Raw genomic sequence first — 24,504 nt, 5'->3', positions numbered from 1 at the left:
GTGGCGGCCGTCAGAAGAGGCTGAGCTGCGGTGACGCCAGGGGCTTGCGAGGTGGGCGCCGGAAGGTCTCCGGTGCCTCCTCGGTGATGTACGAGGCGCGCATGCCCACCTTGCGCGCCGTCGTCTCGAAGAGGCGGTGGATGGTCTCCGCGTAGAGCCCCTCGCCGCGCATGCGGTGCTTGAAGCGCGAGTCGCTGAGCTCTCCGCCCCGTGTCTCCCGGATGCGATGCAGGACGCGGTCGGCGCGCAGGGGGAGTTTCGCGCGCAGCCGCTCCTCGAAGACGTCCTTCACCGGGCCGGGAAGGCGGACCAGGTTGTAGTGCGCGCGGGTGGCGCCGGCCTCGCGAGCGGCGGTGAGCACGCGGTGGATGTCCTCGTCGTTGAGCCCCGGGATGATGGGCGCCACGGAGACCGCCACGTTGATTCCGGCCTCCGCGAGGCGGCGAATCGCGAGCAGCCTCCGCTGGGGTGAGGCCGCGTAGGGCTCCATCGCACGCGCCAGCTCCGCGTTGTGGAAGGGCAGGCTGACGCTGACCCACAGCCGGGCCTCGCTGGACAGGCGCTGGAGCACGTCGAGGTCTCTCTCGATGAGGACGCCCTTGGTGATGATTCCCACGGGGTTGCGGTACTCGGCGCAGACCTCCAGGCAGGCGCGGGTGAGGCGCAGCGAGGCCTCCAGCGGCTGGTAGCAGTCGGTGACGCCGCTGAAGACTACGGTCTCCCCCTTCCACGAGGGGCGCTCGAAGTGGGCTCGCAAGAGCTCCGCGGCCTGGGGCTTCACGACGAGCTTCGTCTCGAAGTCGGTGCCCGCGCCGAAGTCCAGGTACTGGTGTGTGGGGCGCGCATAGCAGTACGCGCAGGCATGGAGACAGCCGCGATAGGGATTGACGCTCCAGCTGAAGCCCACGTCGGGGCTGTCATTGTGGGAGACGACCTGCCGGCTGTGGTCCTCCCAGACCTCCAGCTTCGAGGGAGGGATTTCGTCCAGGTACTCGACTTCGGTGCTCGCCCAGGGGTTGGGCGGATTGTCGATGGGACGGGCTTTCACGCGAGCGAGCGTGCGACTGAAAGCCCGTTCAGTCAAGTGCCCGGTGCGCGAGGAGCCACCTCACCGGGTCATCCAGAAGAGCATTCCGTTGACGTCCGCGAAGCTCAGGTAGACGAGCCCCGCCCACGGAGTGCCGGGTGTGTCGCGGAAGCCGAGGCCCAGCCGGATGCGCTCCTGCACGAAGTCCGCGTACACCTCTCCGCCGAGCGCCCACTGCTCCCGGCCCTGCTCGCGCCACCGGGCCTCCACGGTGGGGCCCGCGCCCACCGAGGCGAGCGTGGACACCGCATACGCCAGGCTCGGCGTGAAGCTGCTCGAGACCAGGGGGACCGCGGAGTCCTTCCAGCGGAGCTCGAGGGGATTGAGGCCCAGCCGCACGGTGAATTGCTCGTTGGGGCGGAGGGTGGGCTCGAACCAGCTCAGCATCAGTCCCCGGTGGGCCACGTCGATGGAGGCGCGATAGGGGAGCAGGGTGAAGAGCCACGGTGTCACCTCGGACGTTCCGGAGGGCGTCTGGCCCAGGGGGACGGAGGAGGCATTGATGCGCAGGGGCTCGCGCAGGTCCGCCCCGCGTGACGTCAACAAGCGGACCGCGTTCAGGGCCGGACCGAACTCCCAGTTTGGCCGTGCCTCTGTCTGGATGGTGGCGATGCGGCTCGTGCTATGCGTCACGAGCTCCCACCTCCAGCGGGTGGGGTCGGCGAGGAAGAGGCGCATCGATTCACTTCGCGGCAGGTACTCTTCCTTGACCAGCCCCTGGCTGAGCTCCTTCAGGTCGAGGTCCGCCAGGCACTTGCCGAGCCCTTTGGTGTCCTGGCAGAACGCGTCCTTCGACAACAGCACCGAGAGCACCTGGGAGACAGTGAAGGTGTCATCCCGTAGGAACTTGTGCTTGGGGGGTGGAGGAAAGGCAGCCATCCATGCCCACTCCTCTCGCGCCAGGATTTTGGGCAGGGCGTTCTTTCCGAGCACGGCCTCCAGCTCCCGCTTCGCCAGGGTCTCGAAGACGTAGGCTGCGGGGCCGGACTCCGCCACGCCCAGTTTGCTCGTGATGACCTGCAGCTTCGCGCCGATGCATTGCTGCTGGGACTCCACCTGGTCATCCCAGACGACGGGGTTGTATGGGTTCTGCTCGGTACAGAAACTCTCCGCGAGCTGGTGTGCGGCCTCATAGATGCCGATGTAGTAGTCCGTCATCCGCAGAGGCTCGTCGAGGAACGCTCCGAAGTTGAAGAGCTGGGCGGATGCGAGTGGGGAGAAGCGACTGGAGACCACCATCGAGCGATCCTGCTTCAGCTTCGCGAGGGCTTCCGCCTCCCTTCTCCGCGCGGCCAGGGGCACTCTCAGTGGCGAGAAGGGACCGGTGCCATGCGAGCCCGCGCAGGGCAGGACCTGGCCCAGCGTCGCGGTGACCGCGAGCAGGGCCTGACGCAACAGCTGCAGGTCTCCTGGATTGGCGTGGCCATAGTCGGAGCGGTTGAGCTCCTCGGCCAGAAAGCGCTGGGTGAGCGCCGCCAATCCCAGCCGCTGGGCAACCTCCAGGGCCTCCTCCGCGGAGAGGGGAGAGGCCCTCCCGCACATGGCGCCGCTCTGGGTGAGCATGTCTCGCAGTCCCTGGGCCATGGCGACCAGCGAGGTGAAGGGGACCGGTCTATTGTTGTCGACTTTTTTCGGATCGACCGTTGTCAGGCACGTCTGAGTCAAAGGCTCTGGTGCCGGCTTCGTCAGACATTGCGCGAGCCGCCAGCCGAATGCATGACGCTCGCTGCCCGTGGGCGCGGCCTGGACCGGAGGGCTTCCCGCGAGTTCGGCCAGTTTGAACAACCAGTCCGCCGTGTGTCGTGCATGGCTGAGCAGCGTCTGGTTCCATCCCTTGTTCTGGATGGACGTCTGCAGATGGAAGCTCCTCGCCGTACCAACGGCGCTGAAGAGGAAGTCAATCTGCTTGCCGAGATCCGGAACCTCCTTGAGCTTGACCCCAGAAGGAGCGGCGGGATGCCTTCGGAAGTCTGGGTCCACGAAGAGGTAGGTGAGCGGGCGCAACGGAAGAGGCTCTCTGGCCGGCTGCTGTGTGAGGAATTGCTCTGCTTGCTGCAGCGCAACGCCCACAGGGGTATTGTCGAAGACGCCCCCATCGAAGAAGTCCTGGCTGCACACCTGGAGCGGAGGGATGCGGGTTCCCGGAGAGGCCGCTTTCCTGAGGCCCGCGGCAACTTCTTCGCAGGCCGGGTCTGACACGGAAACGGTGGTGTGGGGCGCGCCCGTCGAGCAGCTCGGTGCGCAATACGACAGGTGCACCGGGCCAAAGGCAAATGGAAACGCGCTGGATGCCTCAAGGGCCTTGATGACGGCGTCGGCATCCACGGAAGAGGGATTCTTCAGCGATGGCTCGCGGTCGGACCTGGTGCGCCTCCCCCTCGAGGGAGTGGCGGACACAGGGGGGGACCTCGGTGTCTGGGTGAGATACACGAGGGCATCACTCGAGCGCTCCTCTGATAGGAACTGATTGCGGATGTGCGCGTGCCCTTTGGAGTCTATCTCCAGCTTCCAGAGGATGCTGAAGCTCTGGCGAGGGATTCGCAGCCCTGCCTCCTCCATGGTCTCGGGCACTGCCCGGGTGACGGTGATGCCAAGAGGAACCTCACAGGGGTATCGGTACTGCAGTCCCGCCTCGCGACCCCTCCGCTCGTTGAGCTTGGAATGGAAGGAGTCGATGACAGACTCGAATGCGCTGCGGGCGAGCAGTCCGTCCGTGGATTCGTAGCGCTGCTCGACGAAGGAGAAGGGCGTCACCTCGGACGCTGGGAGGAGCGTATCGAAGCCCACGGGAGCCCATGTTCGCCGGAAGTCGTTCTTGTCGATGGTGTCGGTGTGGCCTGGGGCATTCTCGTTCGCACACCATGCGAGCGCGACCAGGAGGGCATTGATGCTGCCGGCCGAGGCACCTGTCACCGTCACGAGCTGAGGGTGGCGCTCGGAGAGGTCTGTCTGGGTTTCTTTTTCAATGGCTCGGAGATAGCGCACCAGGGCCCACGAGAGCCCGGCTTCATAGGCGCCCAGGCTGACGCCGCCGCTGAGGGTCAGGGCGAAGGGCTCCGCCTCCCGCGGGCGAGGCGCGGGCGGAGATACGTCGTCAGGGGAGGCGGTCAGGGTCAGCGAGCTCAGCAGCAGCGATAGCGGGAGGAGCGCCATGGCGGCCCTGAGTTTATGCCGTCCGGATGCTTCCTCGGCGACTGGGTCTTGGGCGACAGCATGGGCTCACTGTGAGCGACGCTTCCGGTCGCCCGCTGCCCCAGCGCTTGGGAAGCTCGGGGTTGCCTCGAACGAAACCGGGGGCCCCTCGTGAGAGAGGCCCCCGGGAACTGTCTATCGGCTTCCCTGGGTGCGGGAAGGACGTGCGGGGATCAGCAGCCCGACGGGACGGCGAAGCCGTTGGTCACCGCGGTGACGTCATCCGGTCCCGTCGTCGTCGCGTTGGTGCCCATGCCGTAGGCGGCGAAGGCCCTCCACAGGCGGCAGACGTCCTCGCCGCCGTGCAGGCTGGTGGCCGCGTTGATGATGCCGTCGCGCATCATCAGGAACGTCGGGCGGCAGCCCGTGCGCTTCATGCCCTCGGTGAAGTACAGCATCATGCGCTGGTTACCGGCGTTGCCGTTGGCGTTGTAGAGGTTGCTGTCGAAGCCCCACTGGGTGACGAGCGCCCAGTACGCCTCCCACATGCCCTGGGCGAACACGGAGCCCACGCCGTGCGGGACGGCCATGCCGCGCAGGCTCTGGTACGTCCAGGTGTTGCGCGTGGAGTCCATCGTGTACGGCTGGCCGCGGATGCCCGTGCCGGTGGTGGCCTGGTTCAGGGCGTAGGTGCCCATGCCGCGAATCTTGTTGGCCGTGTCGCCGGTGCGCGCCGTGTAGAAGAGCGCGAGGAAGTCGCTGATGCCCTCGCCCGGCTGCTGACGGTTGGTGAGGCACGACACGTTGCTGGGTCCACCGACCAGGCGGTTGGAGATGCCATGGCCGTACTCGTGGACGATGATGCCCGTGTCGAGGTCACCGTCCTTGTCCGGCGTGGGCGCCGTCCAGATGTACATCTGCATGCGCGGGCGGCTGCCGTCCGCGGGCGTGGAGAAGTTGGCGTTGTTGGTGCCGCTGCCGTCCTGGGCCTCGGCCTGGACGTAGTCGTTGCCCACGCCGCCGCGGCCGTAGTTGTTCTGCTGGAAGTTGCCTCCCGCCTCGTTGAAGCCGTACTGGTACTGGACGTCGTGGATGACGTTGTTCCAGTAGAAGAGGTTGGTGACGGCGGCCGGGATGTACGTGGAGGGCGCGGCCGAGAGGTTGATGGGGAAGACGCAGTTGATGGCGGCGCCGCAGTCCGGCTGGCCGGTGGTGGGCGGCGCGTTGTTGGCGTCGCGGTCCTCGTACGCGTGGACGTTGTTGCCGCGCGGAATGGTGTACTCCGCGCCGGCGACGCCGTTGGTGTCGTGCCAGCCGTACGGAGACGCAGTGGTGTTGGCGGGGTTCGCCACCGTCGCGCGGCCGTCCGAGGGCGGCAGCGGAGACGTGTGGTTGGGGCTCTCCACGGGGGCGGGGTAGACCTTGTAGGAATCTGCGGCCACCCAGTCGAAGCGCGTCAACACCTCGCCCGAGCCGGCGTCCACCGTCACGTCATAGTCGTGCTGGGAGTCCAGCGTGTAGACCTGGAAGTGCCACACCAGGCGGGCCTCGCCGCGCCGGATGGGCAGCACGGCCAGCTCCGCGACGATGGGCTCGCGCGACAGGCCCTCGACCTCGACGGAGGTGCGCTTCTTCGCGCCGGGCTCCGCCTTCAGGGACCGGGGGGCGTCCGCGAGACGCAGGCCCAGGTGCTTGGCGAGTCCCGCCACGGCCTCGCCCGCGCTCAGCCGAGGCTCCACGCCCGCGATGGACGTGTCCAGCGAGGGGAGGAAGTCGCTGTGGACGCCCAGCACGCTGCCGTCCTTGCCCACGTTGATCTGCAGCTGGGCGTTGTAGACGGGGAGACCCTTGTAGGTCTGTCGCAGGTACAGGTGCGTGGCGCCGCTGACGTCCGAGTAGACGCGGTCGGTGACTTCGAGGCTGGCCAGGTCGGACAGCTCCAGGCCGAGCGCGGCGTGGTGCTTCTGGACGAAGTCCAGGCCGATGGCCATCGGGTCGCCGCTGCTGGGGCCGGAGAGCGCGCCCACGGGGTTGGAGAGAGAGCGTACGGTGCCGCTGTGCTCATCCAGCTCCACGCGCAGCTCGGGGATGCTCTGGCGCAGCTGCTCCACGCGGGCTTTCTGGGCTGCAGAGAAGCCGAAGCGCGCCTGCGCGTTGTACGAGACGCGCGCGTCGAAGTGGCGCTCGCCGCTCGACTCGGGCGCCATCGCCATCGCCGCGGAGCTGGTGAGGGTCGCCGTGAAAACCACCGCCTGGAACAGCCGCCTTCGGTATGCACCTACGGACATGTCGTGCTCCTGCGCTGCGGGTGAGCCGCCCCGGGGGAGGGCGGTACTGGGAGTGTGAGAAAGCACGTATTGGCCGTAAATATCAAGTAATCAAGATTAGCCTGAAAAGTGTGACTAAGCTGGAGATGTGGAGTGGCGGATGACGCGGGGCGTGGTGGGGGAGGGGCGGCCGATGCGCCGAGTTGTCGAGCGAGACGTGGCCCGAGAGGGGTGGGAAGTTCTCCAGCAATTTGAGGGTGTTCGCCCGGTGCGGAAGACGAGGGGCCGCGGCAACGTCCTTGACGCTCACGGGGGCCTGCGGTACATCCCACCCCGTCGCTCGCGGTGGTAGCTCAGTTGGTAGAGCACGAGCTTCCCAAGCTCGGGGTCGAGGGTTCGAATCCCTTCCGCCGCTCTCGAAGGCCGGTGTTCCCTCAGGGGAGCACCGGCCTTCTTGTTTTCGGGCTGAGGCCACGGGTTCAAGCCCCGTACTCCTCTCGCCGAGTCAGGCTCGGCGAGAGTTGATGGGGTCGATGCAGGTGGCCTGATGACTATCCACCAGGTGGCTCGACAATCAGGTGCGATACGTCAATGCGCGGCATGCTTGACGCATGAGAGGGATGGGACCGCGGGAGTCGAGCACCCACGTGCACCGCGAGGAGTGCAGGTGCTTCGACCTGGGTCTTTCCCTCCTGCTCACAGGCAGGTCGCGTTGTTGGAGAAGTCCGGGTAGCACTGCGCGCCGAACAGGCGGACGGCGGTGAAGTACGCGGACCGCGGCCAGTCGGGGCGCTGACGCATCCGGATCTCCATGCGCACCGGGGTGTTCGGCGACAGCTGGGCCTCCACCTCTCCGTAGAAGAAGACGGACAGGGGCAGGTTCCGGATGGCGGCGTCGGTCCAGGCCGTGCCGTCATGCGTCTGCAGGGCCAGCACGACCTCGTCCTGGACGTTCGGCCGCAGGTCGCCGGGGCTCGTCTCGAACTGCACCGAGCCGCGCACCTTCCCGGGCTGGATGTTGGTGAAGAAGCCCGTGACGTGGCCAAGGACCTGGTAGCCGTTGCCCTGCGCGAGGCCGGCGGCGAGGTACGGAAGGTGGGTCTCCTGGACGTTGTAGAGCACGTTGCCCCCGCGCCAGTCCATGTTGGCCACGCTGGCGCCGCCCAGTGGACGGATGAGACAGCCGACGGTCTCGGGACAGTAGACCTCCCACTCGGGCGGCACGAAGTTGCCCTGCCAGATGGGCAGCTCGATTTCATAGCCATGGGTGCCCGGCACGTCGGCCACGGCGAGCCCGGTGTCGCAGTCCGCGCAAGGCAGGGCCTGCTCCGCCGTGGAGGCGGTGGGCGCCTGGGTCTCCGCTGGCGTCGGGCTTTCGCCACAGCCCATCCACAGGAGCGCGCACAGCGACGAAACAAAAGTCTTCTTCATGGTTGTTCTCTCTCCGCCTACAGGCAGCTGGTGGGGTTGCTGAAATCCACGTGGGCTCGAGCCGCTGCCTTCAATCTCAGCCGGCGCAGCGTAGCCGATGGCGGAGTGCATGCGCTGCTGTTTGTAGAAGAACCCCTCCTCCTTCCTTCACGTCCGTCAGCACCCTCAATCCTGTCTCCACACTTCATGCAGGCGAGCCTGGCGAAGTCGAACCCACTCGCGGTGTCCCTGGAGTTACACCGGCCTCGTTGAGTCCCGGCGACTTGGTGGGTCAAGCCGCAGTTTGGTACCTCTTCTCATCGTTAGCAGGAGGCTGGTAGCCGAGGGCGGAGTGCCTTCGGCGCAGATTGTACCAGCCCTCGATGTACTGGAAGACAGCCATCCTGGCCTCTGCGTGAGTGCGGAAGGTCCGTCGGTCGAGCAGTTCGCACTCGAGGCTGGCGAAGAAGGATTCGCACAGCGCGTTGTCATACTCGTCGCCGACGCTCCCATGGAGGGACGGACTCCGGCCTGCCTGCACCGCTGCCCGAAGCTCAGCGAGGTATACTTGGTTCTCGCTCACGAATCGGAACGCTTCTTGGGCGTCCAGACGCCTTCCTGTGCGAACCAGGCCGCGGCTTTTGAGAGGATGTCACGCTCCTCGCGCAGCACCTTCACCTCGCGCCGCAAGCGGGCCAGTTCCTGCTTCTCGTCCGACGTCAGCCCATCCTGTCGCGTACCCTCGTCCAGTTCGCTCTGGCGTACCCAGTTGCGCACCGTCGTGTCAGTGACGTGGAACTCCTCGGCCAAGCTGCTCGTCGTCCGTCCTGCCTTTGCCAACTCGACGATTCGCGCTCGGAACTCCGGCGGGTATGGGGGCTTCGGTTTCGGCATCGTTGGGTCCTTCTCCCACAGTTGAACGGACTCAACGAACCCGACGCAACTCCATCCTTCCTGGCCGCAGCTTCAACCCCGCGCTCGCTGCTTCCGCACCTGCCTGGAGGAATGTCACCCTCGAATCCTACGCACTTGCAGGGAGGTCAATGCAAAAGGGGGGAATGTGCATTGCCCCCGTCCGGGCCTCTGCGTGTAGCAACAACCCGAACGCACCCAGAACTTTCCTCCTGTGCCCACGAGTTCCCGTTCCGCCATGATGTCCGGCCAAGGCCCGCGGTAGTCCAACGTCGCAGGGGCCGACCCGCGCCCAGCGCAGAATCTGACTGTTCGCGCACGCAGCATCGGAGGACGAGAATGAGCAGAGGCCGCATAGATGTTCTGATCGTGACGGCACTCAAGGACGAACTCGACGCGGTGCTCGGTCTGGAGCTGGACGGGCGGAGCCGGGACGCGTGGATGCCACTGCGAGACCGCGACGGTGTCGCGTACCTCGTCCGTGAAGTCCAAAACGAGCTGGGAGAAACCCTCCAGATCGCGGCGGCATGGTCCGTAGACATGGGTGTCACTGCGGCGGCACATCGGGCCACGCGCCTGATCGCAGAACTGGAGCCGTCATGCTTGGCCATGTGCGGCATCTGCGCGGGCTGGCGTGGCAAGGTGTCGCTGGGAGACGTCATCGTCGCGGACAGGGTGTTCACCTATGATACAGGCAAGCAGGTAGCCCGCGACGAGACGGGCGGCGGCGGGTTCTTCCACGACATCACCACATACAACCTGCAGACCGCATGGAAGGTGGACGCCAGCGACTTCGCCAACGAGTTCGCCCGGGACTGGTTGTACGCGCGCGAGCGCCCCATATCCCGACAAGCCCAGGCGCGCTGGCTGCTGCTCGCGCTTGACGCACATGAGCAGCGGATAGAGGCGTCACCGCTAAGCACTCACCCCGAGCGCAAAGAGCGGTGCCCAGACTGGGCGACCCTCATTCCACAGCTCCGCAAGGAAGGCCTGCTTGAGTCTGGCGTGGGAGTACTCCGGCTGACGGCGCAGGGACGCGCGTGGGTGACAGAGGCAAGGCTGCTTGACCCGGAGGGCGAGGCACGGGATCCCGCTTTCCAAGTGCATGTTGCGCCCATCGCCACCGGCTCCGCGGTCCAGGAGGATCCCGGGCTGTTCCAAAGACTCGCGCGGCATTCGCGCAAGGTGCTCGCAGCGGAGATGGAGTCCTCTGCCATCAGTTTCGTGGCAGAGCGCAGCGGGGTCAGATCCATCATCGTCAAGGCTGTCTCTGACCATGCGGACTTCGACAAGGACGACGCCTTCCGCAAGTTCGCCTGCCGTGCTTCGGCGGAGTTCCTGCTGTTGTTTCTTCGGAGGTACGTGCGGGCCCTCGAGCCGGGAATCCGCCCTCCGCGAGCGGACACCGCCGGAGACATCGAGGAGGCCGAGGATGAGAACGGCCCGCCTCTCGTCCACAGCCAACCTCTGCGCGACGATTTCCTCGGCCGCATTGAGCGTGCCTGCCAGCTCCGCGAGCCTCCCGGCACTCAGGTCATCCGCCTCCGAGGCGTTCCGCCCTTTGCGACATACTTGGAGGTCTCCGTGCTGGAGGGTGGCTTTCTCCGCTGCTACCCGCTGGGAGCACTCGACCAGCCTCTCACCCGCGAGGCCATCGAAATGTTCTACTCCGGCGTCGCGGCACGCTATCGATGGGAGAACCCGGCGGTCATACCGAGGCTTGTCCACGCAGGCCCCACCGCAGCGGATGAGCTGGCAAGCCTAGCGCACGAACGGCGCATCGACCTGCAGAGCTTCACTCAATACCAGGGGCTGCTCGACTTTGACCGCTATCTCCAACGGCAGACGGCTCGGCTGGAGAAGGATCCCGTATACCTGCCCATGCACTACGTGGAGCCGCGCGGCCAAGTCAGCATCGGTGGGCAGCGGTCCATCGCCACTGCGGATGTACTGCGCTCGGTGCGCGACCTGCTAGCCACGCCGGACCGGCGCTTTGCGCTCGTTCTGGGCGACTTCGGAACTGGGAAGACGTACCTGCTTCACGAACTGGCCCGACGAATGGGACAAGAGCCGGTCCCCGCGCTTGTGCCAGTGCTCATCGAGATGCGCTCCCTACAGAAGCAGCGCACACTGCGTGAGTTGGTCGCCCAGCACTTTGCTCCCGGAGACGTTCAGCGATTCGAGGTGGAGAAATTTCTCTACATGCTCCACGAGGGCCGTATCGCCCTGCTCTTCGACGGTTTCGACGAGCTAGCGCTACGGGTGACCTACGACCGGGCACTGGAGCACTTCGGCACGCTCATCGAGGCGGTCCGGGGCAAAGCGAAGGTCGTCGTCACGAGCAGGACACAGCACTTCCTCACAGACTTGGACGTAAAGCGCGAGCTGGCTCGCCGGGCCGAGGCCATCCCTGGCCATCATCTCCTCAAGCTGGAGCGCTTTAGCGAGGATCAGATCCATCAATTCCTCGTGAAACGGCTGGGGAGCGAGGCCGCCGCAGACGAGCGCATGGGGCTACTACGGGACGTGAGGGACCTGCTCGGCCTGTCGGAGAACCCACGCCTCCTGAGTTTCATAGTGGAGCTGGACGGGAAGCAACTCCGCGCCGCGAGAGGGGGCTCGGGGGAAATCACCTCCGCGAAGTTATACGCGCTACTTATCGAGCGGTGGCTCAAGGGCGAGCACGAGCGCGTCAACCCTCCAGGCGCACCCAAGGGGCTGAGCCTTGCGGGGCTGCGGCGCGGGGCTACGGCGCTAGCCTTGCTGCTATGGGAGCGCACCGAGAGGACGGTGAGTCTCAGCGAGCTACCCAAGGAGCTGCTCAACGTTGTGAACACCCAAGGAGAGCAGGCGCTGGATTTGGAGGGCATCCGGCACCAGCTCGGCTCGGGCTCTCTGTTAGTGCGGGGCGAGGAGGATCGCTTCGCCTTCGTCCACCAGTCGGTGATGGAGTGGCTGGTGGCGGAGGTGGCGGTAGAGGAACTCAACGGCACCGGGGAAGTCACCGTGCTTGGCAGGCGTGAGCTGACCGATTTGATGGCTGACTTCTTCATCTCGCTTGCTACGCCGTCGGCGGCACGCTCTTGGGCGGAGCGCACTTCATCCATGGAAGGGAGCGAAATAGCGAAGCGCAATGCGCTTCATGTCCTCAGCCGACTGCGCGGGCGGGGAGAGCGGACGAGCCATGAGACCACCAAGAACCTAGCTGGAAGCGACCTCCGTAATCAGGATCTAACAAAGGCTAACCTGCGTCGCGCCGACCTAAGAAAAGTCAATCTCACAGCTGTGCCTCTGATCGAAGCAGACCTTAGAGATGCACAGCTACAAAGCGCAGCCCTCGCTCATGCAAATCTTGAGGGCGCAAACATGCAGAGCGCGGACCTACGTGACGCGGATCTTACAGGAGCGCGCCTAGTAGCGGCAGACATGAGCGGCGCGAAGCTCCAGGGGGCCAAGCTGCGCAGGGCCATCTTGCTTGGGGCACAGGTGGACTCTCTTGAGCATGTCGACGTGACCGGTGCAGCCTTGCCCGACATCTCCCCGTCGCCCCAGCTCGCGGCATATTCGCCGTGCAAGGCCGTAGCAATTTCCCCAACGGACACTCTATTGGCCACCGGACATGTAGATGGAACGGTGCGCATATGGGACACCCGTGAGTCCAGCATGCTGCGAGTTCTGCGAGGGCCCCGTGGCGCCATTGTTCGATTGGCGTTCAGCCCAGATGGCACGACACTAGCCTCAGCCTCCGATGCAGGAGAAATTGACCTGTGGAACCTATCCACCGGTAGCTCGCGGCGCGTATTAAGTGCTGCATCGAGCGGTGAGCAGCTCACTTTCGACACGAAGGGAGTGATTCTCGCCGCGTCGTTCAAGCGCGGGCTTGTGAAGTTCTGGAGCGTTGAGGAGATGCGGGAGTTGCGCGCCATCCATCGACAGCGTGATGACACTGTATGGAACCTTTCCTTCAGTCCGGATGGGGCAATGCTGGCGCTCGCAACCACCCCTGGAGGCGTAGAGATATGGAGCGTAGACCACGGTACCCGGCTTCATGTGATGACAGGGGGACCTGGAGATGAGGCGGCAATCGCAGTGGCATTCAGTCCGGATGGCATAAGCCTCTCAGCAGCTACGCGCAGTGGAAAGCTGTTGCGGTGGGAGCCAGGCGACCACACCAAAGTGGTTTGGCAGAGTGTAATGAGTACGGCCATCAAGCGGGTCTTCAATCAGAGCGGCACACATCTCGCTGCATTAGGCATGGACCACTCGCTACGCGTCTGGAACGTCTCAAACAAGTCGCTTGTTCGTGTTATAAATGGAAACGGCACTCTAGTTCAAGACATCGCATTGAGTCCTAATGGCGATACGCTCGCGGCGGCCTATGTCGATGGGTCGCTTAGTTTCTGGAGCCTTCCTGGTGGCCAATGTCATGTGTTGCAGGGGCAAGGCAAGACGTCATCGGTGCGCGCCATTGTATTCAATGGAGACGAGACGATAGTCCAAGCATCCAGTGATGGCGCCCTTGCAAGCTGGAACATCGCTGCCGGTCAACTAATTGGCGAACACACGAGCCCCTCCGACCTCGACAGTCGCGCACTATTAAGTCCGAATGGGCAATGGCTCGCATCCATCGAATCTGGCGTGGGTGTTCATATTTGGAATGCGACCAATGGAACTCACGTGCGCACACTTCCCTTGGCGCCGGGCACAAGCCCCATTCGTGCGCTCGCGTTTCATCCTCGCGAGCCCACTATCGCATCTACCGTAGGTCGCAAGTCTCTCCAGTTCTGGGACATCCCCACGGGAAAGTCGTCAGACTTATTCAATCATCCCTGGGCAGCAGTACGCACCCTTGTATTTACTCCTGATGGAGACTCGATTGTCTCGACTGGAAACGACAACAAGATCAGATTGCTGAACTGGCGAAAGGAAGAAGTCGGCCAAACATCTGAAGCACTGGGTGACTCAATCTCAAGCGTTGCGCTCAGTCCGGACGGCCAATTGCTTGCGGCTTCCACAGCAAGTCAGCCCATTCGGATCCGAAGTGTCCAGGATTGGTGCATCCGGAGTGGGCTCGGGCGAACGACGCGTGGAGCCCGCAAGATAGTGTTCAGTATGGACGGGGAAATGCTCGCAGTCCTCGAACATCTCGGTTCTGTCACGATCTGGAGCGTAGTCCTTGGCAAGCTCCTGTGTATTCTGGATGGCCACCCTGTATGCGCGACCGACCTTGCCTTCAGTCCTGATAGCACCCGCATTGCGGTGGGCTATTCGGATGGAGTGGTCGGTATTCATGATGCGCGACAGGGAACATGCTTGGCAAAACTCCTGCGTACTCAATCAGGCGCCATTGCACTCCGCCAAGATAGGCGATATCGCGCTGAGCATTTCACTTCCGCAATGTTCTGGTTCGTATCAGGCCTTTGCCGATTCGAGACGAATGATATTGTACCGCTCCTTCCTTCTTCGCTTCAGCTCACTAAGGAGGAACCTTTCTTGACGAGGTAGTCCTGCCCATAGTCTCCCTTCTTGCCTGGGATTCTCCATGAACTACCAACCGTCCCGCTATTGCGGCCCCCATCCGGGGGGGGGCCTGGGCAGGGCGCATGCTCAACTGAATTCGTTGATCATCGTTGTCGCCGTTGGGCATCGCCCGTATCGGTGCTCTCTACGCGCGCTTCTTGAAGGTCGCCTCCAGCTTCATCTGCAAGGACGAGTTTCACTTCCTCGCCAGCGGCAACGATGGAGTAGGGATGATTGTAGGCGGCAAGCCGCTGGTGTGGGAGGGCAGCGGTGACGAGTATTTCTTCTTCGACGTCGCCCAGGGCGAGCATTCGGCGGTGGTGAGTGGCACGGGCCCCGGCGAGAATATCTCCTATCCCATCGACGAGAAGAGAGCAGTCGCAAGGAGGCGATGAAGCGGCCAGCCACGGGCGTGGGAGGCACGCCGAGCCCTAGATTGTGGCAGTTGGCAGGCAATACGACTCTGCCACCGCCAGCCTCCCTCGGACAGCTCGTGAGCCGGGCGAGGCCGGGAGGACTCGGGCCGTTCGTGCCTGTGAGCGAGTTGCCCCTGTGAGGCCGCATGTGTCCCCAGTGTGCCCCTCCAGCGTGGTTCGAGGTGGCACACCGGGGAGCTACGCGGGATGGGGCGGGAGGAAGAGCCCGAGGGAAATCAAGGTGATAGGGGTAACAGCGCGTCCTGCTTGGGGTGTCCTATCGTCCTGCCCACGGGTTCAAGCCCCGTACTCCTCGCTGGCTGATGTCCTGGACTCTCACCGGAGGCCTGGGCGCGAATCACGCGCTCGCGCCCGACCCGTCGGGAATCACCTCGCTCGCGCGATGATGGGCGGCTCCCAATCCGCGCTGATGGCTGCCGGCTTCGGCGAGTACAGTCGCAGGGTGACGTTGACTGCGCCATGCTGACTCGAATCGGTCTCGGCCATGGCGCGCTCGGAAAGTAGCGTCCCGGAGCCCTCCGTCAGATTGTTTCGAGTGCCCGCTGCGAAGCGATTGATTGCGCTCGGGACAAACCCTCTCTTGTCCTTGTTTGTGAATCCCTGGGGCACTCCGGCCGCCCGATTTCGCGTGGCGGATAGGAGCAAATAGGTGGCTGATACGCGCAAGCACGCCAACCGCCATGCGCGCATCTTCCTCTCCACTCGCCGGGGCCTTCGGGTGCCCGGCTTTTCAACACGAAGAGGATGACGACGATGCGTTTCTCCAAGATGAAGTCCGTGGTGCTGTTGGTGGGGGCATTGCTGGGAGTCGGCTGCGCGGGAACGCAGGCGCGCCTGGCAGACGCGCGGCTCGAGCGCTACACGAGCGACGCGAGCGGGTTCGACACGCACTCGTTCTTCTTCGACACGGGCGCGGAGGTGATCGTCTTCGACGCCCAGTTCACGGAGGCCGAGGCGAACAAGTTGCTCGAGTTCATCCGCGCGAGGACCGACCGCCCCATCCGCTACGTGGTCATCACCCACCCGAACCCGGACAAGTTCAACGGCGCGGCGGTGTTCCAGCGCGCGGGGGCCCGAGTGGTGGCGAGCGAGGCCACCGCCGCCGCGATTCCCGCCGTGCACGCCTACAAGAAGTTCTATTGGGTGAATGTGGCGAAGGCCTTCACCGAGGACACCTACCCCGCGCAAGCCACGGTGGATGTCACCTTCTCGGGGACGTACTCGCTGCCGCTGGAAGGGGGCGCGAAGGTGGAGCTGACCGAACTGAAGCACTCAGGTGTCACCGTGACGCAGACGGTGGCGTACGTTCCCTCGAGCGAGGCGCTCATCGTCGGCGACCTGGTCCACCACGGCGCGCATGCGTGGCTGGAGGGCGGCGTCCGCGAGGGCAAGGTCATTCAGGACGTGGCGTCGTGGAAGGCGGCGCTGGAGGAGCTGTCCGCATGGCCGCGTGCCACCGTTCATGGCGGGCGAGGGGACAGCGCCCCCGTGGCGGAGGCGATTGCCGCGCAGCGACGCTACCTGGATGGGATGGTGGCGCTGGTGGAGGCGTACGCCGCGGAGCTCGGCGAGCGCCAGCGGGAATTGTGCGGTGAGCAGGCGCCGGCGCACTATTCGCAACTGGAGAAGCGCGCGGCGGCGGCGTTCCCGGACCATGTGCTGCCGTACCTGGTGGGCTACGGCGTGTATGGCCTGGTCAACCGCGTCGCTTGCGGCGGGTAGCCGAGGGGAGTGGGACGGTGCCTCGAGCCACCCGCCGGAGGAAGTCGCGGGGGCGCTCGCTGGTGAAGGCCGTGAATGCGTGGGTGAAGGCGGCGAGGCTCTCGAAGCCCACCGCGTAGGCCGTCTGGGTGACTCGGGCGCCGTCCTCCGCGAGCAACTCCATGGCGCGCAGCATTCGGGCGTCATGAAGGAATCGGCGCCAGGAGGTGTGGGCCTCGTCCTCGAAGCGGCGGGCGAGGGTGCGCTGGGACAGACCCGCGGCCTTCGCCGCGCCCGCCAATGTGATGGGGTCGGCGAGATGCGCCAGGGTGTAGGCCATGGCGCGCTCCAACTCGGGCGTGCGGGCGCGAGGCAGCTTCCAATCACGAGGCTCGGCGCTCCACTCGGACAGCAGGTGCGCGAGGGTGGAGAAGAAGCTCTCCGCCACCCTGTCGCGAGGCGAGCGCTCGGGGCCCCAGCGGGTGGAATAGAGCAGCATCTCCCGCGCGAGAGCCGGAAGGACGAAGACGTGACAGTCGCCCTGGGGCGCGGCCGGGACGCGCGATGGCTCCAGGTAGACGGTGCAGAGGGTGGCGGCCTGGGTGGTGCGGACGCGGTGGCGTATCCCAGCGGCAATCCAGGCGGCACGCTGGGGAGGCAAGAGCCATTGGGCTTCGGCGACCTCGAGGTGGAGCGCGCCGCTCGCGGCGTAGAGGAGCTGATGGCGACGGTGGATGTGCCACGCGGAGGTGGAGGGGGACAGCGCGTCGGTGAGACAGAAGGCGGACGCGGGCGCCGAGTCCACGTCCACCAGCGGTTTGGGCACGGCTCCTCCCTCCTCGGGCGCGGAGTGGCGAGAGGGCTCACCGCGCCTGGGCCCACCGTACACGTGCCTGTCCCTGCCGTGTTCCCTCGGGTGCGTGACAGGGGCCCCGCTTGCCGGGCTGGAGTCTCGAGTCGCGGTGCTCCCGCGCCCGGATGCGCGCTGCTCCAGGTGTCACCCGGAAAAGAGAAAGCCCCAGGTCCGCTGAGGGACCCGGGGCCTTCGGGAGCATCACCGGTGTGGGCCGGGAGCTAGATGGGCATGAAGACCTTGAAGCCCGTGCGGCCGTTGTTCGTCGTGTTGCGCTCGATGAAGTCGCTCGCGGACGTGTGGCCGTCGCCGGTGGTGATGGCGGTGTGGCCGTAGATGCTGCCCAGGCGCGTGGAGGTGCTCTCCCACGTGAGGACGAGGCCCGGAATCTTCAGCGCCTCTTCCAGCGACATGTTGACCTGCTTGAACTTGTCGCGCGGCAGGTTGTTGTCGATTTGATTGCCGTTGCCCGACACGCCGATGCCCAGCGCGTTGCGGATGGCTCGGCTCACGCCCGTGGCGCAGAGTCCCTGGCTGTTGTAGCCGCCCATGCCCATCGCCGCTTGACGCGCCGCATCGGCCAGCCGACGCATCGCCGCCGACGCGTTGCTCGGGCCAGCGCCCGTCGGACCGCCCACATCATCGCCGCCACCCACGGGGCTGTTGCCACCGCGGATGCCCTGGCGGTTCCCGCTCGACTGGAAGGAGTCCGTCGTGGAGTGGCCAATCTTCAGCTTGTTGCCGGTGAAGATGAGGTCGCGGTTCGAGATGTTGTTGTCGCGGACCAGCTGATCCACCGTGGTACCGAATTTCGCCGCCAGCGCGGAGAGCGTGTCACCCTTCTGGATGACGTAGTCCTGGGGGGGACGGGGGCGGTTCCGAGATGTCGTGCGGTAGTCGGTCATGTGATCTCCTGCCCCTATTCTCCGGGTTATCCCCGAGGAGTTGCGGCCCGCCCCGCAGTTTTGATGCTTGTTTACGAAACTGTGAGAATTCCACCCAGGATGTACGCCTCACGTGACTCAGGCTGATACAGGCTCTGAGGGGCTCACGGGTCCTCAGACCAGCGGATGCCCGCCATCCACGCGCAGCACGTCGCCCGTGGTGAAGCCGTTGGTCATCAGGAACACGGCGGCGTGCCCCACATCCGCGGTCGTGCCGATGCGGCCCACGGGGAGCCGGCGTGCGTGCTGCTCGAAGCGCTGGGCCTTGGCGTCGCCCGCGAGGGCGTCCCAGATGGGGGTATCAATCCAGCCGGGTGAGAGGACATTCACTCGCACCGGCGCCAGTTCCAGGGCCCACGCGCGCACGGCGGACTCGATGCCGCCATTCACCGCCGCGATGACCGAGCCATTCGGAGAGGGGCGCACCGACGCGATTCCCGTCGTGAACGTGAGCGAGCCACCCGGCTGGAGCCGCGCGTGCCTGGCCACATGGAAGGCGGCCATGAGCTTCGAGTCGATGACGCGGCGCGCCAGGGCGAAGTCCATCTGCCGGATGGGAAGGTAGTGCGCCTCCACCGTGGTGACGACCACGTGGTTCACCGGGGGGAGCGCCCCGAAGAGCCGGCGCACGTCGTCCTCCCGCGTCGCATCCGCCACCTGCGTGCGCACCCGGCCCGGGGCTCCCAAGGCGGCCACGGCCCGCTCCAGGTTCTCGTGCGAACGGCTCACCAGTGTCACCGAGGCCCCTTGCTCCAGCGCCGCCTTGGCCACGCCGAGTCCGATGCCCGAGGAACCACCCACCACCACGACATGCTGTTGTTCGAGGTTCATGCCCCAAGGACTAGCGAAAGGGGGCGGTTGCAACCATGGGACGATGTGGAAGGCTGCATCCCATGGGTGGAATGATGGCGAGTGAGAACCTGCGCATCTTCGTGGCCGTGGCCCGTCAGCTGAGCTTCGGAGAGGCCGCGAAGCGCTTGGGCATTCCGGTGAGCACGGTGAGTCGCCGGGTGGCGCTCCTGGAGGAGCAGCTGGGGACCCGGCTCCTGCAGCGCACGTCGCGACGCGTGGGGCTCACGCCGGAAGGGAGCCGGCTGCTGGGGCGAGCAGGGCCGCTCCTGGACCAGCTGGGCGAGGTCCTCGACCAGGCGGTGGACCGGGACGAGGAGCCCGCGGGCAAGCTGCGAGTCACCGCGCCGGTGACTTCCGGGGCCCAGCGACTCGCTCCGCTGCTCTTCGCCTTCGCCGCACGGCACCCGCGCGTGGACGTGGAGCTGGTGCTCACGAATGCCCTGGTCGACCTGGTGGAAGAGGGCTTCGACCTCGCCTTCCGCGTGGGGCCCATCCGCGACGCCGAGCTGGTGGCACGGCGGCTGTGGAGCATCGAGTCCGTGCTCGCGGCCTCGCCTCGCTTCGTGCGCGAGCACTTGAAGGGACGCGCGGAGGTGACGTGTGCCGCACTCGAGGAGGTGCCGGCGGTCCTGACACTGCCTCGAGGTGTGTGGCGCCTGCGACGCCGGGACGGCGGCGTGGACGAGGTGCGGCCCCGCCAGGTCCGCGCCACGGTGAATGACCCGAGGGTGGCCCTGGGCGCCGCCCTGGAGGGGCTGGGCGTGGTCAGCGTGCCCAGGGAGATGCTGGAGGCCCAGGGCCCGGCGCTCGTGCCCATCGCCGTGAAGGGACGCACGCTCGAGCCCCGGGAGGTCTTCGCCGTCTATCCCTCACGCCGACAGCTCTCCACGCGAGCGCGCCGGGCACTCGACTGGGTGATGGAGCATGGCTGAGGGGGGAGACACCTCGGGGTTCGAGACACTCCTTGTCCTGCGCGAGGGTGTTGCGCCGGAGCGTCCGGGCCGGCGACGTGTCTCTTCACGGTGCTCAGAACTGCAAGACGCCGCTGGGAATCACCACCGAGCTGGAGGCGAAGGGGACCACCGAGCGCGCCGCATCCAACGCGAGCACCGCGCGGCCTCTCATGGCGAGGTCGCTGACCTTGACCTCGAAGCTCAGCGGCGCCCCTCGCGCCTCGAGCTTCTCGTGCTTGCCATGGCGGTCGAACTCGCCCAGGTCCGCGAAGGAGACAGTGATTCGGACTCGCTCCAGGTCCGCTGGCACATCGAAATGCGCGAGCAGCGGCGAGTGCCCCGCCGTCGCGAGCTCCAGCACGCTCGCGCGTTGCCACACGGGCAGGGGCTTGCCCTCCATCGTGGTGACACTCACCTCCGAGATGGGCAGCCGCATGGACGTGAATCCCTCGAGTCCCAGGCCCCGCATGCGCAGCTCGAAGCGGCGCTCCGCGGGTGGCTCCGCGCGGGGGACCGGCTCGGGGATCGTCGGCGTGGCATCTGGCGGGGACGGAGGCGCTTCCGGAGCGGGGGGCGCGACTTCTGGACTCCGGGGCTTGTCCGCGCTCCCGCAGGCGGTGAGGGCAAGCGCCAGCGCCGAGGCTCCGAACAGGGACAGCATCCATTGCTTCTTCATGGTGGAGATTCCTCTCGAGCTTGATGCGAGTTCGTTCCTGGAAAGGGGGAGTCGCTCAGGGCGAGCAGGTCTGGCCCGAAGAAGACGTGGGGTCGACGGCGATGCTCTCGGCGAGCTGGGGCGTGGCGGGTCCTGGCACGAACCCAGGCGGGAACGACGCGGCATCACAGGAGTTGTTGAACGCATCCACCTGCGGGATGAGGGCGGAGATGGCGGTGCAGTCCGTTCCGTTCAATGCGGTGACGGCCGCGGTGATGAGGGTGGGCGGAGTCGGCGTCGCGCCGAACAGGCGCTGGTTGCAGGTGGCCACCAGCGTCTGGCGAGCGAGCAGGAAGCGCAGACGGTCCAACTGGCTTCGGGGCGTGTCGTCGGGATACTTCGCCGGGTCTCCCCAGAGGATGCCTTCCGCCGAGGGCAGGGTGGTGATGGTCCCGATGGCTCCCAGTGGAATGGGGCCGAGTGCAAGGCATTGCTCGAGCGCTGGGATATGGGTCTTGTAGAAGCCCAGGGTCCGAGTCGCGTGGGTGCACTCGGGCGGCGGCGGAGGCTGTTCGCAGACGACGCGCGCCGAGCAGATGGCCACCCCGCCTTCGAAGGTCGCCGTGAAGACGTTGTCGATGCTGAGGTCATCCGTCCCGTCGAGAATCGCCAGCAGCTTGCAGTCGCTGAAGCTGTCGATGGTCAGTGGGAAGAATGACGTGAGCGAGCCGCTCACCGGGATGCTCACGGGAGGCGCGGGCGTGAACTCGAAGCCCTCGCTCGTGAGGATGCTGTCCGTGGCGGACAGGAGGATGGAGGGCAGGGTGGGGTGGACGTTGGTGACCTTGAAGCTGTAGGTCGCGATGAAGGGGAACGTGGAGGCCACCACGACGGGGGCTCCGTTGACCTTCTTCTCGCACGTCAACTCATGGGCCCCCGCGGCACTCGCCCATCCGAAGCCACAGCACAGCACCGCCCGCGCACAGAAACGACCCCACGCCTTCATATGCTGCCTCACTTGGACTTTGCTCGAGCCGCGATGGCTCCGTGTGCGACGTCTTTCATTCGCTGTGCCACACGACGCGAAGGGCGGCGCATCCTCGGCACCGCTGCCGAAGGGGGTGGCAGCGGCTCGTGCTGGGAAGAAGTGTGCTTCCGGGATGAATCCGTTCCCCCAGGTGCGCCTGAGTCTTCTGCTCTCGGGGTGGATTGCATCCCTGCGTGGTTTCCCACGAGCCAAGACACACGTTGAGACACCGGGTGCTCCCGCGCGACGGGCTGCCGGGCCTTCCCTCCGGAGAGGCGCTCCTGCTCGCCAGGTCGCACGCCCCTGCGCATGAAAGGGAGGAACAGGCGGGCGGCCAAGCAGGGGGCCAACGGTACGTGGCAGACCTGCTCGCCGGGCGTGAATGCCTCGGCCCCGGCGGGCTGCATCGTGCGCCGCGCGTGGGCGTCCTTCTACGACGACACCTTCCAGGCGACCGTCTGCGACTGACGCGCGGACAAGGCAAGGCCCCCTGAGAGATAGCTCCCAGAGGGCCTTGTCATTCGCGTGTCTGGAATGGTTACGGACTGATGGAGAAGCTCCCGCTCCAGGCACCGTAGGAGAGGGTGGTGATGCCATTGCGCGTGGTGCCCGTGTAGCTGCTCTGCCCCGGGCGGATGGTGACCGTCAGGGTCCCGCCGCTGGCGGGAATCGCACCCGCGTGCACTCCGGCCGCGCAGGCGCTCGAGTCATCCGTGTAGAGGTCCGTCCCCCACACCGTGCCTCCGCTCACGGCGGGGCAGCTGCATCGAATCTGCGTTCCGTTCTGTCCTCGGTAGGAGGTGAAGTTGTAGGTCGAGCAGGCCGCGACGGGCGTCTGGCCGCTGACGGTGAAGCTCCCGCCCCAGGCGCCGTAGGCGTTCGTGGTGATGCCATTGCGCGTGCTGCCCGTGTAGCTGCTCTGTCCAGGCTGGATGGTGAGCGTCACCGTTCCACCGCTGGCGGGAATCGCTCCCGCGTGAATCGAGGCGTCGCAGACGCTGGAGTCATCCGTGTAGACGTCCGTCCCCCACACCGTGCCGCCGGTCGCGGCGGCGCAGGTGCACTGAATCCTCGTGCCGTTCTGCCCTCGGTAGGACGGGACGTTGTAGGTCGCGCAGCTCGCGACCCCGCTGGTGCCATAGAGCGCATTCAGCGCGGTGATATCCGAGCCGGTCCACTCTCCGGTTTCGGAGTCCCGGAAGCAGGAGTTCATGACCGAGCCGCCGACGACGGCCGTCGTGGGAGTCCCGGGGATGTGGATGGCGCCCACGCCCGCGTCTCCCTCGTCACCGCCGACGTTGCAGCTGATGCTTCGGTTGTAATAGTCCGAGTGGCGGAAGCCGATTGCATGGCCCAGTTCGTGGGTGATGACGTGCTCGTTCACGTCAGCGCTGTAGCTGTTCAGACCCGTGCCGATGTTGATGATTCCATAGGGCAGGCCGCCCGACGGGAAGCCCGCGGAGCCGCCTGTGCCACCCATCGTCTGCGCGGTGATGTTGGCCGTACAGCCGGTGCTCGGTCCGCGCGCGAAGGTGAGCCGCAGCCCTCGCTCATTGTAGTTGGCGATGGCCAGGTCCAGGCCCTGGCTCAGCATGTTGTAGGTGTTGAAGTCCGCGGTGGGATTGACGCAGATCTTCGTCACACCCGTGCCGACCTGGTTCGTCGTGCGGTACTGCTCCTCGCTCGCGAGGGGCGCCTGGAGCATCTCGCGCGAGGCCTCGAGGGTGACGTGGGCGTCACGGCCCACGTACACGTCACCGTCGGAGACCAGGATGTCGTGGGCGGGAAACCCCGCCTGGAGCAGATTGGAAACAATCTCGTCCTGCACCGCCTGCTCCGCCCGAGGATCGCCACCGCACCCGGCCAGCAATGCGCCACAGGTGACAGCAATGACGGCTGTCTTCTTGAACATGGGAGCTCCGAGTCTCTGACTGCGAGGAATGCGCCGCCGGCCTGGGATTCCAGCGACCGCGCGGAGCCTCGGGAGCATCCTTCCGGCCAGAGAGGCATACAATCTGAAATTCATGAATAGTTTGATTTAGCTGTGTGGGCGGGAAGGGGGCTCCGGCACTCCCGAGCGAGCGCCGCCGCGATGATGGAACCATGATGGAGCGGAGAGTCGCTCGTGCGACTCGCGAGCCGCCGTCTCCGGAGGATGGCGACCTTTCGCTGCTTGCGAGGTGTCCTCCATGAAGACGGTCATCCCAGGAGTGCTGTGTGGGCTCCTTCTGCTGGGCCCTCTCCCCGGGCTGGCGCAACAGGGGGACGTCGGCGTCCTTGATCATCCTGCGACGATGGACGTCGCCAGTTGCTCGACGGCCGTCACGGTGGACCCGGAGTTCGTCCGACGCCTCTACAACCTCGAGAGCCTCCCCGGCACGCCCCAGGTGGAGTCTGACTCGAAGGTCGTCTCCTCGGACGTGTTGCTCAAGTACGAGAACCGGATGCCGCTGCAGGAGCCGTTCCGCGACGACCCCGTGGATGCGGAGGAGGTGGGCATGGGCGCCCCCTTCACCGTGCTCGGCGAAGTCAAACCGCGTGACGGCGCCTCGTACTGGACCCGTCTGTTCAACTACGACGCGCTGCTGTCGTTGTGGGGAGACCTGCTCTTGTCCATGACGTCTCGCGAGGATGTGTACGAGTCGGGGGAGCTCACGCCGTCGACTCCTTCCGTGCCCCCCAGCCCTCCCTGACTCCCTCCGCGCCAGGCCAGCCGGACGGCCGGTGCGCGTGCACGGAAAAAACGAAGGACTC

Annotated in this window: 17 protein-coding genes, 1 tRNA gene and 1 pseudogene; 7 read left to right on the top strand and 12 right to left on the bottom strand. The window is 65.8% G+C overall.

The features are described from left to right. Positions 1-10: 10 nt before the first annotated feature. The 3 genes from MYSTI_RS26950 to MYSTI_RS26940 all read right to left on the bottom strand — a co-directional run bounded on the left by MYSTI_RS26950 (position 11) and on the right by MYSTI_RS26940 (position 6,507). The gene (locus MYSTI_RS26950; RefSeq protein ID WP_015350970.1) at positions 11-1,048 is read right to left on the bottom strand and encodes a PA0069 family radical SAM protein; all 1,038 of its coding nucleotides are present in this window, start codon (positions 1,046-1,048) and stop codon (positions 11-13) included. A 60-nt stretch (positions 1,049-1,108) separates the two neighbouring features. Beyond that, positions 1,109-4,240, bottom strand: a complete 3,132-nt coding sequence (locus MYSTI_RS26945; protein WP_015350969.1) for a patatin-like phospholipase family protein — start codon at positions 4,238-4,240, stop codon at positions 1,109-1,111. Between the two features lie 212 nt (positions 4,241-4,452). After that, on the bottom strand, positions 4,453-6,507 hold the full coding sequence (locus tag MYSTI_RS26940) for a M36 family metallopeptidase (RefSeq protein WP_015350968.1): 2,055 nt from the start codon (positions 6,505-6,507) through the stop codon (positions 4,453-4,455). A gap of 321 nt (positions 6,508-6,828) precedes the next feature. Here MYSTI_RS26940 and MYSTI_RS26935 point away from each other — a divergent pair. Next, a tRNA-Gly gene (locus tag MYSTI_RS26935) sits at positions 6,829-6,901 on the top strand. Between the two features lie 281 nt (positions 6,902-7,182). Here the strand turns inward: MYSTI_RS26935 and MYSTI_RS26930 are convergent. The 3 genes and pseudogenes from MYSTI_RS26930 to MYSTI_RS45760 form a co-directional block, all read right to left on the bottom strand. Beyond that, the gene (locus MYSTI_RS26930) at positions 7,183-7,917 is read right to left on the bottom strand and encodes a hypothetical protein (RefSeq protein ID WP_015350967.1); all 735 of its coding nucleotides are present in this window, start codon (positions 7,915-7,917) and stop codon (positions 7,183-7,185) included. 271 nt (positions 7,918-8,188) lie between these two features. Beyond that, positions 8,189-8,469, bottom strand: a pseudogene (locus tag MYSTI_RS45765) (integrase core domain-containing protein); the annotation flags it as partial. 6 nt (positions 8,470-8,475) lie between these two features. After that, positions 8,476-8,790, bottom strand: coding sequence for an IS3 family transposase (locus MYSTI_RS45760; protein ID WP_015350966.1), 315 nt, complete (start codon positions 8,788-8,790; stop codon positions 8,476-8,478). A gap of 357 nt (positions 8,791-9,147) precedes the next feature. On the opposite strand from MYSTI_RS45760, the gene MYSTI_RS41015 reads away from it, so the two are divergent. The 3 genes from MYSTI_RS41015 to MYSTI_RS26905 all read left to right on the top strand — a co-directional run bounded on the left by MYSTI_RS41015 (position 9,148) and on the right by MYSTI_RS26905 (position 16,487). Beyond that, positions 9,148-14,313: a pentapeptide repeat-containing protein gene (locus tag MYSTI_RS41015; protein WP_015350965.1), complete on the top strand. Its 5,166-nt coding sequence runs from the start codon at positions 9,148-9,150 to the stop codon at positions 14,311-14,313. Positions 14,314-14,447: 134 nt separating this feature from the next. Then, positions 14,448-14,723 (top strand): hypothetical protein, encoded by a 276-nt coding sequence (locus tag MYSTI_RS26910; RefSeq protein WP_144370158.1) that lies wholly within the window; start codon positions 14,448-14,450, stop codon positions 14,721-14,723. A gap of 795 nt (positions 14,724-15,518) precedes the next feature. Then, on the top strand, positions 15,519-16,487 hold the full coding sequence (locus tag MYSTI_RS26905; protein WP_015350964.1) for an MBL fold metallo-hydrolase: 969 nt from the start codon (positions 15,519-15,521) through the stop codon (positions 16,485-16,487). Here MYSTI_RS26905 and MYSTI_RS26900 read toward each other — a convergent pair. The 3 genes from MYSTI_RS26900 to MYSTI_RS26890 all read right to left on the bottom strand — a co-directional run bounded on the left by MYSTI_RS26900 (position 16,462) and on the right by MYSTI_RS26890 (position 19,094). Continuing rightward, positions 16,462-17,292: an AraC family transcriptional regulator gene (locus tag MYSTI_RS26900; protein WP_015350963.1), complete on the bottom strand. Its 831-nt coding sequence runs from the start codon at positions 17,290-17,292 to the stop codon at positions 16,462-16,464. The two genes, MYSTI_RS26905 and MYSTI_RS26900, sit on opposite strands and share 26 nt — an antisense overlap. Positions 17,293-17,540: 248 nt before the next feature. Continuing rightward, positions 17,541-18,224 carry a LysM peptidoglycan-binding domain-containing protein gene (locus MYSTI_RS26895; protein ID WP_015350962.1) on the bottom strand — a complete coding sequence of 228 codons (684 nt, stop codon included), beginning with the start codon at positions 18,222-18,224 and terminating at the stop codon, positions 17,541-17,543. 153 nt (positions 18,225-18,377) lie between these two features. Further along, entirely contained in the window at positions 18,378-19,094 is a 717-nt protein-coding gene (locus MYSTI_RS26890; RefSeq protein ID WP_015350961.1) for an SDR family oxidoreductase, read from the bottom strand. A gap of 62 nt (positions 19,095-19,156) precedes the next feature. Here MYSTI_RS26890 and MYSTI_RS26885 point away from each other — a divergent pair, with 62 nt between their 5' ends. Continuing rightward, positions 19,157-20,047: a LysR family transcriptional regulator gene (locus tag MYSTI_RS26885; RefSeq protein ID WP_015350960.1), complete on the top strand. Its 891-nt coding sequence runs from the start codon at positions 19,157-19,159 to the stop codon at positions 20,045-20,047. Between the two features lie 94 nt (positions 20,048-20,141). Here MYSTI_RS26885 and MYSTI_RS26880 read toward each other — a convergent pair whose 3' ends face one another. Continuing rightward, positions 20,142-20,744 (bottom strand): hypothetical protein, encoded by a 603-nt coding sequence (locus MYSTI_RS26880; protein ID WP_015350959.1) that lies wholly within the window; start codon positions 20,742-20,744, stop codon positions 20,142-20,144. Positions 20,745-20,799: 55 nt separating this feature from the next. Next, positions 20,800-21,729 carry a hypothetical protein gene (locus MYSTI_RS26875; RefSeq protein ID WP_015350958.1) on the bottom strand — a complete coding sequence of 310 codons (930 nt, stop codon included), beginning with the start codon at positions 21,727-21,729 and terminating at the stop codon, positions 20,800-20,802. A 330-nt stretch (positions 21,730-22,059) separates the two neighbouring features. On the opposite strand from MYSTI_RS26875, the gene MYSTI_RS43935 reads away from it, so the two are divergent. Further along, a complete protein-coding gene (locus MYSTI_RS43935; RefSeq protein WP_169558666.1) occupies positions 22,060-22,218 on the top strand; it encodes a hypothetical protein in 159 nt (52 codons plus the stop codon). A gap of 70 nt (positions 22,219-22,288) precedes the next feature. Here MYSTI_RS43935 and MYSTI_RS45530 read toward each other — a convergent pair whose 3' ends face one another. Further along, positions 22,289-23,662 (bottom strand): M57 family metalloprotease, encoded by a 1,374-nt coding sequence (locus tag MYSTI_RS45530; RefSeq protein WP_015350957.1) that lies wholly within the window; start codon positions 23,660-23,662, stop codon positions 22,289-22,291. A gap of 277 nt (positions 23,663-23,939) precedes the next feature. Between MYSTI_RS45530 and MYSTI_RS26865 the strand changes: the two genes are divergently transcribed. Continuing rightward, positions 23,940-24,443: a YfbK domain-containing protein gene (locus MYSTI_RS26865; RefSeq protein WP_015350956.1), complete on the top strand. Its 504-nt coding sequence runs from the start codon at positions 23,940-23,942 to the stop codon at positions 24,441-24,443. The last annotated feature ends 61 nt before the right edge of the window (positions 24,444-24,504 follow it).

The sequence above is a fragment of the Myxococcus stipitatus DSM 14675 genome (assembly GCF_000331735.1).
Taxonomy (GTDB): Bacteria; Myxococcota; Myxococcia; order Myxococcales; family Myxococcaceae; genus Myxococcus; species Myxococcus stipitatus.
The sequence above is the reverse complement of the archived record's forward strand: the minus strand, read 5'-3'. Positions and strand labels throughout refer to the sequence as shown.